This window comes from Granulicella sp. L46 (assembly GCF_009765785.1).
Lineage (GTDB): Bacteria > Acidobacteriota > Terriglobia > Terriglobales > Acidobacteriaceae > Granulicella.
This window is the reverse complement of record NZ_LMUT01000018.1, coordinates 46,754-57,811: the sequence shown is the minus strand read 5'-3', so window position 1 is coordinate 57,811 and position 11,058 is coordinate 46,754. Positions and strand designations below refer to the sequence as shown.

7 protein-coding genes are annotated in these 11,058 nt (G+C 57.1%); 2 read left to right on the top strand and 5 right to left on the bottom strand.

Features of this window, described 5'->3' with window-relative positions:
• Positions 1-143 precede the first annotated feature (143 nt).
• Positions 144-1,346 (bottom strand): acyltransferase, encoded by a 1,203-nt coding sequence (locus tag GSQ80_RS19025; RefSeq protein ID WP_158789250.1) that lies wholly within the window; start codon positions 1,344-1,346, stop codon positions 144-146.
• Positions 1,347-1,595: 249 nt separating this feature from the next.
• On the opposite strand from GSQ80_RS19025, the gene GSQ80_RS19020 reads away from it, so the two are divergent.
• A complete protein-coding gene (locus tag GSQ80_RS19020) occupies positions 1,596-2,369 on the top strand; it encodes a GDSL-type esterase/lipase family protein (protein WP_158789249.1) in 774 nt (257 codons plus the stop codon).
• Between the two features lie 205 nt (positions 2,370-2,574).
• On the opposite strand, the gene GSQ80_RS19015 is transcribed toward GSQ80_RS19020, so the two are convergent.
• The 3 genes from GSQ80_RS19015 to GSQ80_RS19005 all read right to left on the bottom strand — a co-directional run bounded on the left by GSQ80_RS19015 (position 2,575) and on the right by GSQ80_RS19005 (position 6,992).
• Entirely contained in the window at positions 2,575-3,021 is a 447-nt protein-coding gene (locus GSQ80_RS19015; protein ID WP_158789248.1) for a DUF1641 domain-containing protein, read from the bottom strand.
• Between the two features lie 45 nt (positions 3,022-3,066).
• Entirely contained in the window at positions 3,067-6,078 is a 3,012-nt protein-coding gene (gene fdhF / locus GSQ80_RS19010) for a formate dehydrogenase subunit alpha (protein ID WP_158789247.1), read from the bottom strand.
• A gap of 74 nt (positions 6,079-6,152) precedes the next feature.
• Positions 6,153-6,992: a hypothetical protein gene (locus GSQ80_RS19005; protein ID WP_254059781.1), complete on the bottom strand. Its 840-nt coding sequence runs from the start codon at positions 6,990-6,992 to the stop codon at positions 6,153-6,155.
• A 23-nt stretch (positions 6,993-7,015) separates the two neighbouring features.
• Between GSQ80_RS19005 and GSQ80_RS19000 the strand changes: the two genes are divergently transcribed.
• On the top strand, positions 7,016-10,132 hold the full coding sequence (locus tag GSQ80_RS19000; protein WP_254059780.1) for a family 78 glycoside hydrolase catalytic domain: 3,117 nt from the start codon (positions 7,016-7,018) through the stop codon (positions 10,130-10,132).
• 50 nt (positions 10,133-10,182) lie between these two features.
• On the opposite strand, the gene GSQ80_RS18995 is transcribed toward GSQ80_RS19000, so the two are convergent.
• Positions 10,183-10,623: a phosphate-starvation-inducible PsiE family protein gene (locus GSQ80_RS18995; protein ID WP_158789246.1), complete on the bottom strand. Its 441-nt coding sequence runs from the start codon at positions 10,621-10,623 to the stop codon at positions 10,183-10,185.
• Positions 10,624-11,058 lie beyond the last annotated feature (435 nt).

Sequence of the window (11,058 nt, the reverse complement as noted above, 5' to 3'; positions counted from 1 at the left end):
GCCGCGCTCTGCTAGATATTTGGGCCGGGAGAAGCAGGCCACGTCCGAAGAACCAGGCGCGATTGATTGCTATTGTTCGAAGACCGACAAGATGAGCCTTTCCGACAGTACCGCCTTACGTAAAATCAGACGTGTGATTGAATTTACCCAGACTCGTCCGAAGAGACCGCTTTGGATACCGTGTTGGTTAAGGGGAGATCACCGGAACGTTGAGCCAGCGGAGCAAAGCCCGCACTGTGTTCTGTGTGGTGCGCGTTCCGTGAACTTAGAACGCTTTGCTTGACTAGAAGTCTGTTCTGCAAGCCGTTCAAGAGTGGCTTCTCGATGAGCCTATAGCAGAAGTAGCCAGCGACCAAATTTGCTGCCAGCATTGTGACCGTATAGAGAACACTGACGAACATAGAGCTTACATCCGGATGGAAGTGCACGAACGCACGTGATCCAAACTCCAGAACCAGTTGGGAGATGATATACGTCGAGTAGGAAGCATTCCCCAGTATCACCCACCAACGTGCGGGACCACGGTGCATGGACGGAGACCAGAAGACTACACCTGCGACCAGCACTAGCGCGCAGATCCCCCAAGTGACGGATCTCTGAAAGGCTCCGTGGTTGACTAAGATCATCTGCTCGCCGTTAGCGATCCAGGATTGATTGTGGCGCGCCAACCAGAACGAGGCGCAGATCCCCACCGCGGTTAGGCATATACCTACGTGGCGCCTCGTTCCAACTCTTGCATACAGGAGTGCCATCAGTGCACCAAATACGAACTCAAGCAGGATGGGATTCGCTGCTACGATCCAGAATGGATGCCGAATGTTACACAGCCCCCCAATGGCCACCGAAGATGTGAGCAGGAGAATAAAGATGGGAACAGCCCAATGCACAGTCTTTAGCAGGATGAGTCCGAATACGGTGTAGAAGAATATCTCGAACATCATGGTCCATGAGTAGCCAATGATCAGGTCGCCTCCCAGAGAGTGAATCGGGGGCAGCAAAAAGAATGCAGACCAATAGTTGTGCCCTTTGAGGGCGCCCGCGCGAAACATGCGTAGCAGGATGAGTATTGCGAACACCCAGTAGATGGGATAAACGCGGATGAAGCGCTTCTTGAGGAAGTCCCAAGTTGTATCCACGCCTGGTTGCTTGGGAGTTCGCAGAACAACAAGGGAGAGAATGAACCCACTGATGACAAAGAAGATATCGATGCCGAAGACATTGAGGGCGGGAAGCGCTTGACCACCGCAGGCCGCGAGGTGTTGGCCTGTGTGCCACCACACCACAAGGATGACGGCTACAGCGCGCAGCATCTGTAAGCCGTCTATCTGACCGACACTAGATCGCATCGGAAGGCTGGAACTATCCATCCTTGGGCCTTTCGGTTGGCCGGTGAGGTAAAGGGTACGGGATTGTGAGTATATCGTCATCCGATCGCGCAGAGCACCGCCAGCAAACTATATTGAAATCATCGGACTTCGTTGACACGAACTAATGGGTAAAGTGACAGCTTCATAGGCGTATGCCTGCGCAGTGTCATTATCATTTTATCTATAGATCTTTCTTTTGGCCCGATATCCAATCGAATTGAATCCTGCATGTTTCATCATCTCAATTTGCGTAAAACGATCAGAACTCTGGCGACGTTCTTGGTGAGTGGCTGCCTAATCTTGTCAATTTTTGGTGACAATTTATTGCTGATCCGAAGAGAACTTCGGAGAAGCGAAGCCCACGACAATCTCACGCGCTATCAAGCCATAAACCGGTTGATTCCGCCATACGTCGAGGGTCGGGTAATATTCTTTGGAGACTCCATCACCGACTTTTGGGCAACTGATGAAGCCTCGAAGTTCTTTCCAGACAAGCCGTATGTTGGCCGCGGAATTTCGGGGGAATCAACGGACGGAATGGTGACAAGATTTCAGCAGGATGTGATAGATCTCCATCCGTCTGCCGTGGTGATCTTGGCTGGAACAAACGATGTCATTTTGCCAGAGCGGCACATCGGATTTACTCAGACTACACAAAATATAACAAGCATGGTCACGATGGCCCACCGGGCTCACATTCCTGTTGTGTTGTGCTCGATTTTGCCGGTGTCACATTTTTCCCCGTCGCAGCAATTCGCTTATTCCAAGAGGATCAATACCATCAATGAATGGATACGACGGTACGCTGTCCAAGAGGGTCTGTCCTACGTTGACTATTATTCAGCGATGGCCGATAAGACTGATTCCCTCAAAGACAGCCTGAGTGCAGATGGGGTGCACCCCAACGATGCGGGCTACGGTGTTATGGAACCGCTAGCTGAACGGGGCATTGAACGGGCAATCAAACAATCGGACGCCCATTCTTCTATACGTACAAAATGAATCGATGCGAGCGCTTTTAAACCAGAGGTCTTGCGGAGTCTTAAACCAGGACCGATCCCGACCCGCACCTCCAACATTCTAAGCTGGTTAGCCCCCAGCTAGGGCGCTTTTCCTTTGCTGGGGTGTTAGGGCGTTTTTGTACGACTTAGGTGGGTTTCGGGTTACGCAGCGACATGCTTAGCCCGGTTTCGGGACGCGCACTTTGCTAGGTGTCGGAGGTTTGAGCCGACTTCCCTGCTCCGCATACAAAGGCGAGGAACATGCCCATGCCTCGGCGGCCGTCTGCGCTGATGGCTTGACGGAAGAGGCACCAGAGCGACGGAGGTTCTTTATGTCGATCGAGGACTTCGTTTTTTGTGTCGGCGAGGATGGTCGGATCGAAGCTTCCCAAGAGTTCGCCGAGGATCAGGAGATTCCGCAGCGCTTGTGTGGTCATGGGTTGCTTGGCATAGTAGGCGAGCTTCCCGGCGATGGCGTTCTTACTGCCGACGGCTCCGTGCAGCAGGTCGAGCAGGCCTTGGTTGTGGGCCTCTTCGATTACGTCGAAGAGCACCAATAGCGCCTCTGCATGTTGTTCGGGAGCAGCCTCTAGGCGCCGTCGCAGTTCGGTTTGTGGGTCGACCTTGGGCTTGAAGTGAATCGGATTTGCCATGCTGGTGTCTCCTTGCGATGAATCATGCTGTGGGGCGCGCTGGGACTACACTGTGGTTGTTTTGATCTGGACGAGCTCGTCGCGAGGTTTGGTGCCGGGAACGTAATAGTCCGCGCGCTGCCATTTCGTTTCTACTTCGACACCTTCCTGCGGAGTGCGGTGTCCCCAGCGGAAGTTTTCACGGGGTAGCGGATTGGGGCCTTGCTCGTTCAAGACAGTCATCTGGACGGATAGCTCTTTGAAGGCGGGTGTGTGGGTTGCGCGGTCGAGGTGACTGCTGGTCATCTTGTTCACGGGCTCCAGGACGGAGTTCATTGGCATGTAGAGCTCTTTGCCGTGTACGCGGTCGGTGACCAAGACCTGGACCTTGACCTGCCCGTACGGTGAGCGGAGTTGGACGTAGCTGCCGTCGGTGACTCCGCGATCCTCGGCCAGTTCGCGCGAGACTTCCACGAAGGTGCGGGGCGTCATGCGCTTGATCCCTGCGGTGCGATAGGTCATGCTTCCCTGCTCGAAGTGTTCGAGCAGGCGGCCGTTGTTGAGATGGAGGTCGAACTCGGCGGTTCGTCCTTCGGAGGGTTCAATCCACTCGATGGGATAGAACTTTGCCTTGCCGTCGTCAAAGGGAAACTTCTCCAGGAAGAGGACGGGCGAATCTTTTCCATCTTTGGCGACGGGCCATTGCAGGGAGCGGTAGCCTTCGAGGCGTTCGTAGCTGACGCCGGCGAAGAGCGGGGTGAGGCTCGCGACCTCGTCCATGATTTCGGAGGGATGTTGGTAGTTCCAATTGGCACCGAGACGTTGGGCGATTAGCTGGATGATTTCCCAATCGGGTTTGGAATCACCCAATGGTTCGAGCGCTTTGTAGATGCGCTGAATTCTGCGCTCCGTGTTGGTGAAGGTGCCTTCTTTTTCGAGCGAGGGAGAGGCTGGCAGAATGACGTTGGCGTACTGTGCGGTGACGGAGAGATTGACGTCCTGGATGACAAGGAAGTCAAGCTTACGGAGTGCGATTTCGACGTCGTTCGAGTTGGCGTCGGAGGTGATGGTGTCTTCGCCCTTGATGTAGAGGCTGTGTAGTTTTCCTTTGTGGATCGCATCCATCATCATGCGGTTGTCGAGGCCCGTGCTGGCGGGCAGGGTCACTTCCCAGGCTGCTTCGAACTTGGCGCGGACTGCCCCGTCGTTGACTGACTGGTAGCCGGGAAGGAGGTTGGGCATGGAGCCGAAGTCGCTTGCGCCCTGAACGTTGTTATGACCACGGAGTGGGTAGGCGCCGGCACCTTCGCGCATGTAGTTGCCGGAGAGCAGGAGGAGATTCGAGATGGCGGTTGAGGTGTCGGATCCGCCGCAGTGCTGGGTGACGCCCATGGCCCAGAGGATGCAGGTACCGTCGGCCTTTGCGATTTCTAGTGCGATGGTTTCGATGTCCTTGGCTGCGATGTTGGTGATGCCCTCCGCGTACTCGAGTGTGAACGACTCGAGAGATTCTTTGTATGCGTCGAAGTTGTTGACCCACTGGTGGACGAAATCCATTTTGGCGAGGTTGTGGTCGAGGAGATATTTTGCGACCGCGTTAATCCAGACCGGATCGGTGGAGGGGTTGGGGCGGATGAAGAGGTCGGCGCGCTCGGCCATCTCGTGTTTCCGGAGGTCGGCAACGATGAGGCGCTGGCCGTGTAATTTGTGGGAGCGCTTCACGCGGGTGGCAAGAACAGGATGGCTCTCGGCGGTGTTGGAGCCGATGATGAGGACGAGGCCGGCCTTTTCGATATCTGCGATGGAGCCGGCGTCGCCACCATACTTGACCGTTCGCGAAAGGCCCATGGTTGCGGGGGTTTGGCAATAGCGCGAACAGTTGTCGATGTTATTGGTGCCGACGACGGCGCGAGCCAGCTTCTGCATGAGGTAGCTTTCTTCATTGGTGCACTTGGACGAGGAGATGAAGGCGAGAGCGTCGGGGCCGTAGTTCGATTTAATTTCGGTAAACTTTTTCTCGATGAGGGTGAGAGCTTCCTCCCATGTGGACTCGACGAAGCGATCACCGTGGCGGATGAGTGGCTTGGTGAGCCGGTCTTCTGAGTTGATGTATTCCCAGGCGAATTTCCCCTTGATGCAGGTGGAGATACCATTAGCGGGACCGGGGCCGGGTTCGATCTTGAGGATGTGGCGGTCGCGCGTCCAGACATCGAAGCTGCAGCCAACGCCGCAATAGGTGCAGACTGTCTTGGTCTTCTTCACGCGCAGTTCGCGCATGTCCGACTCGATTTCCGAGAGCGAAAGGATGGGGCCGTATCCGATCTGAGGCTCGATATCTTTGACGACCTCGATCATGTCGTCGAGGGTTTCCGGGGAGAGGCTGGTGAAGTAGCCGGCGCGGCCGATCATGGACTTTTCCATCAGCGCGTTGCACGGGCAGACGGTGATGCAGTGTCCGCAGGAGACGCAGCTGGAGCCGGCGATTTCATGACCGCCGTCCCAGAGAACCCGGGGATGCGGCGAGGTCCAATCGATGGTGAGGGTCTCGTTCACCTGGACGTTCTGGCAAGCTTCGACGCAGCGGCCGCAGAGGATGCATTGGTCGGGATCATAGCGATAGAAAGGGTTGGTGCGGTCCTGCTCGTAGGGTTTGGACTTGTAGGGGACCGCCTGGTGCTTTACGTCGAGGTCTGCGGTGGTGTTGTGGACGGTGCAGTTCTGATTGTTGTTATCGCAGACGGTGCAGTAGAGGAGATGGTTACCGAGGATGCGATCGAAGGCCTCGCGCTGGGCGGCGTCGGCTGCTTTAGTTTGGGTTTGGACGGTGAGGCCGGGAACGATTTCCTGGGTGCAGGCGCGCGTCAGATTGCCGTTGACGTCGACCATACAGGTGTCGCAGGTGCCGATGGGACCGAGCTGCGGGTGATAACAGACTTGCGGGACTTTGGTGTTTGTGCGGTTGATCGCATCGATCAGAAGTGAGCCTTGGGGTGCTTCCGTCTCGGAACCATCGATTGTGAGCTTGAGAAGAGGTGCTGCCGGGGGAGGTGAGTTCAGGAGGCGGTTCTGGAAGGCCATGACGGCTTAGATGGCTGGCAATCTTCGCCAGTTGTTCGAGGGTTGGGAATGGGCGATTCGGGATTTCCTGGCGCCTAGTCGGCAACCATGGATTCGCCTGGCAGGATGGGGCGGGTGCGGGGGAGTTTGCCGCTGTGCGCGGCGAGTCCTACGAGGGCCAGGATGGAGACGAAGACGCCTAGCTTGATGAGGTCGGCAGCGCGGGTGTGGGGGAGGAGCTTCCAAAGGAGCATGAGGACGGCTTGACCGATAGTGACAGCCCAAACCGAGCCGTAGAAGTAGCGGCGCTCGGTGCCCTCGCCGAGGGTGGAGCGGCCGACGCGGGGGAGCTTGCCGAGGGCTCCGAGTAGGAGGATCAGGAGGCAGAGCGGCGCGTAGGCGTAGTGGTAGATCTGCTTGAGGTACCAGGTGCCGGTGATGACGGCGACCGCGAGGCCCGCGAGGTTGAGCAAGGCGAAGCTGAGGACGGCGTTCCAGGCGAAGGTGTAGCAGACGCGGCGGTAGAGAGGGTTGGGCTTGTCTTCGTCGAAGCGGAGGATGTAGGGGCGAGGTTCGGCACCGGGAAGGCTGCCGCGGAGTGCGGCGATGCCGGTGACAATGAGTACGAGTGTGAGCCAGATGAGGTTGCCGCGGTGAAGGCCGCTGGCGAAGAGGCTGAAGGTGAGAGGACCGGGGGCGAGGAAGAAGACCCAGATCCAGATGGGCCAGTGGGCGGCGCGGTAGAGGCGCGTGTTGCTGCTGCGAAGCTTTCGCGCGTGGGCGAACTCTACTTTTCCGCTGTAGCGCATAGGCGAAGTTTCGCAGAGGGGTTGGGAGCGCGTCAATTCGTGGAGGGCGCCGATGGCGACGGAGCCGGTGTCTGCGGCGATGGGCGAATCCCTGCAGCTTGTCGCTCGATTGCAGAAACTACGCACTGATGGATAGGATGGCTCCACTTATGATTGGATCCCTTTACAAGATGTCGAAGGTTGCGGTGTTTGTTTTGGCGTTCTCGGTGTGTGCCTGTGCGGCGCCGGTTCATCTCCGGACGAATTCGCTCGAGAATCCGCTCGGCATCGATACGGCGCGGCCCGTGTTCTCGTGGCAGAGTGATGCGAAGACTCCGAACTGGATGCAATCGGCGTACGAGATATTGGTGGGGACGGATGCGGAGCACCTACGCGTGGGCAAGGCTGCGGTATGGGATTCGGGGCGGGTGACATCGTCGGAGTCGGTGGACATTCTGTATGGCGGGGCGCCGCTTCGATCTCAACAACGTTACGTGTGGAAGGTGATGGTGTGGGATAGTCATGGAAAGGAGACGGTTTCTCCTGCGGCGTGGTTTGAGACTGGGTTGATGAACGCGGGCGACTGGAAGGCCGATTGGATTACGCGTCATGATCCTGCGGACGAGCAGGAATTGAAGGCGATTCGATGGATATGGCTTCCAGTTGCTGATGCCAGGCGGGTACCCTCTGCGACGCCGGCGGAGTTTCGATACCGATTGCATCTGGATTCAAAGCCGCAGGCGGCAAGCCTCCACGTGCTGGTGCGGGGACATTTCACCGCTCGTGTGAATGGAACTGTCACGGGGCACCACGATGAATGGGGCGCGTTTGATCGCGAGGAGCTTGCGGGGCTGCTGCATGCCGGCGACAACGAGATTGAGCTGAAGGTTACGTCGCAAAGGGCGGGATCGCCGACGGAGACTGCGCCTTCTGCTGTGGCCGCGTCTATTCATGTGAGGCTGGCAAACGGGGAGGAAGAGCGTATTGTGAGCGATGATCGGTGGCAAGCGCGCGCTGGATCCGATGAGGCTTGGCAGGCTGCTGCGATTGCGGGGCCGATCTCTGCGGACTTTGCGTTGGGAACGGATCGGCGGCGTGAAGTGGCGGGGCCGGATCGCGTTTCTACGGACGCCTCGCTACTGCGTAAGGATTTTCGCATTGAGGCGAGCGTGCGGTCGGCTCGGCTTAGTATTACGGCGCTGGGGGCGTATGAAGCGTTTCTGGATGGCAAGCGCGTGGTGCCGGGAACTTTGCTCAGCCCGGGGTGGACGGACTTTCATAAGCGGGTGCTCTACCAGACGTATGATGTGACTTCGCTGCTGGGGCGCGGGGAGAACACGATTGGGGTGGTGCTGGGTGGCGGCTGGTACAGCTCGCCAATGACGTGGGCTGGATATAGGGACTATCCCGGGCCGAATCTTTTGAGGGCGCAGTTGGACGTGACGATGGATGATGGCAGCCATCAGACGATTGTGACCGATCCGTCGTGGCTGACTGCGTCGTCGCCGGTTACGTTCGCGGAGATTTATGGGGGCGAGTCGTACGATGCGCGGCTGGAGAAAGCTGGATGGAGTGCGCCGCACTTTGATGCTTCTCGATGGACGCCTGCCGTGGTGGGGACTCCGCCGGATAGCGCCATGATGGTGACAGCACAGGCGGATCTTCCGATACACACTACGCTGACTGTTCATCCAATTGCGATCAATCCGGCAAACGCCGCGCATCCTGCTGTATTTGATATGGGGCAAAACATGGTGGGAAACGTGCGCCTGCATGTCCGCGGGCCGCGTGGGTTGGTGGTGAAGCTGCGTTATGCGGAACGGCTCAATCCGGACGGGAGCATTTACACGACGAATCTTCGCAATGCCGATGCTACCGACACGTATGTTCTTTCGGGGAATGGTGAAGAGACCTGGACGCCTGCGTTTACGTTTCATGGATTTCGGTATGTTGAGATTTCGTATTTGGGTGGCGAGCCTGCTGCGCCGCCGACGGTCTCGACCGTTGACGGCCTGGTGTACAACAGTCTGCAAGAGCCGCCGACCGTCCGGCTCATGAGCTCCAGCGCAACGCTGAACAAGATGAACCAGTTGGGGACGTGGGGGCAGCGCGGGAACTTTGTGTCGATTCCTACGGACTGTCCGCAGCGTGATGAGCGGCTGGGATGGATGGGCGATGCTGGCGTGTTCTGGCGCACGGGATCGTACAACTTCGATATTGACGCGTTCACGCACAAGTTCATGGACGATGTGGTGGACGCGCAGACTGCCGAAGGAGCATTTACGGACGTGTCGCCGAACGTGCTGGGTCCGGGGCCGGGCGCGCCTGGATGGGGCGACGCGGGGATCTTCATTCCCTATGCCGCGTGGCTGCAGTACGGTGACATCCGCGTGGCGGAACATGCATGGCCGGCGATGCAACGGTGGATGGAGTTTATTGCGAGCAACAATCCTGACTGGATTCGGCACAAGGCGGTTGGGAACGATTACAGCGATTGGCTAGCGCCGGACCAGCACACGCCGAGTGCGCTGATTGATACGGCGTACTGGGCGCTGGTGACTCGGGAGATGGCGGAGATGGCCACGGCGCTGCATCGTCCAGAGGAGGCGGAGAAGTATCGGCAACAGTATGAACACATTGCTGCTGCGTATCGCGCGGCGTTTGTGAAGGAGGACGGCAGCGTTGCCGGTGAGACGCAGACCGGGTATTTGGCGACGCTGTTTACTGGCATTGCGCCGGCTTCCCTGCGTGCGAGCATGGTGGATCGCTTGACGAAAAATATTCACGCACATGGCGATCATTTGACGACGGGATTTCTGGGAACGCCGTTTCTTCTATTTGTGCTGGATGAGAATCAGCGGACGGACCTGGCGTTTAAGTTGTTGCTGTCGGACACCTATCCTTCGTGGGGATACATGGTGAAAAAGGACGCGACGACGTGGTGGGAGCGGTGGAACGGCGACACGGGGGATCCGAGTATGAACTCGTATAACCACTACGCGTTCGGGTCAGTGATGGCGTGGGTGTATCGGCGGGCGGCAGGGATTGATACGGATGCGGGCGGGCCGGGATTCCATCACCTGACGATTCGTCCGCACTTCGATGCGGCGCTGCCTGCGCTGCATGTCGAGTATGACTCGGCGTATGGCACGGTTGTGTCGGACTGGAAGCAGAGCGAGCATCGCTTTACGGTGACGATTCCGGGAAATACTACGGCGACCATTGAGCTACCGGGGCAGAAGGCGGAGACGATCGGGAGCGGAACGCACACGTATACGGTGCAATAGGGTGCAACTGATGGCTGGTTGCGAATAAGCAGCCAGCACAAAGTGAGGGCTCAGGGGGTGGGAGTGACTTCCCGTTTGCCTTGCCTCTCAAAGTAATACGCAATGCCGAGAGAGAGAATGAGCGCCGCAATTCCGAAGAGGGTCAGGCTTGATACGTTATTCGGCTCTTCAACAATCACCTTGCGGGCCATCGCGATGAGAGCTACTTCGATCACGACTCGCACGTGAATGACGTCCTTGATCATGTAGGCTTTGAGCGTTTCCAGCAGCTCAACTCCGATGAGAACGAGCAGAAAGTATCCGAAGATCTCGAGAAGGCCTTGGACCGGGATAAGAAAGCGAGGGGGAGCCCAAAACTGCTCCCAAACCAGCAGGGCCAAATGGAGGGTGGAAAGGATCACGACAACACCCAGCATGGCCGCCAGTGCAATGATGACGCCCTTCTGAATTCCCGAAATCTGATTTTCGACAAACCTGTCGATCTTTTCCACGGTGGCTTGCTCCATCTCGTGCCGGTAAGAGCTAGATAAATTGCAATGACAAACACTAGCACGCAATCGATGGGGAGACGAAACGGGATGGGACCATCTAGCCTCCAGGCATCTTGCAAGCTTTTTGGGAACTATGCAAACTATTCATTTTGGGGGATTATTTGGTAGCGTTACCGGGGCTCGAACCCGGACTCTTCGCCTTGAGAGTGCGTTTTTTCGGGTTTGCAGTGGGTTGCATCAAAACGCACTGAAGCTAATAAGTTTATTCAATACATATACTTACGATGACTTCGCGTTTGCAGAGGCTTGCAAATCGACGCAGAATTACCGGTACAAAAGTGCCACCAAAGTGCCACCAAGATTTTATAATGGTTTTGGGAGGTATCGATGGCAAGAAAGCCAAAGGACATTCGAGGCATTAAATTCCGCCCTAAC

Coding starts and splice junctions, on each gene's coding strand:
- GSQ80_RS19015 (WP_158789248.1), bottom strand. CDS start 3,021: ATGGCAAATCCGATTCACTTCAAGCCCAAGGTCGACCCACAAACCGAA.
- GSQ80_RS19025 (WP_158789250.1), bottom strand. CDS start 1,346: ATGCGATCTAGTGTCGGTCAGATAGACGGCTTACAGATGCTGCGCGCT.
- GSQ80_RS19020 (WP_158789249.1), top strand. CDS start 1,596: ATGTTTCATCATCTCAATTTGCGTAAAACGATCAGAACTCTGGCGACG.
- fdhF (WP_158789247.1), bottom strand. CDS start 6,078: ATGGCCTTCCAGAACCGCCTCCTGAACTCACCTCCCCCGGCAGCACCT.
- GSQ80_RS19000 (WP_254059780.1), top strand. CDS start 7,016: ATGATTGGATCCCTTTACAAGATGTCGAAGGTTGCGGTGTTTGTTTTG.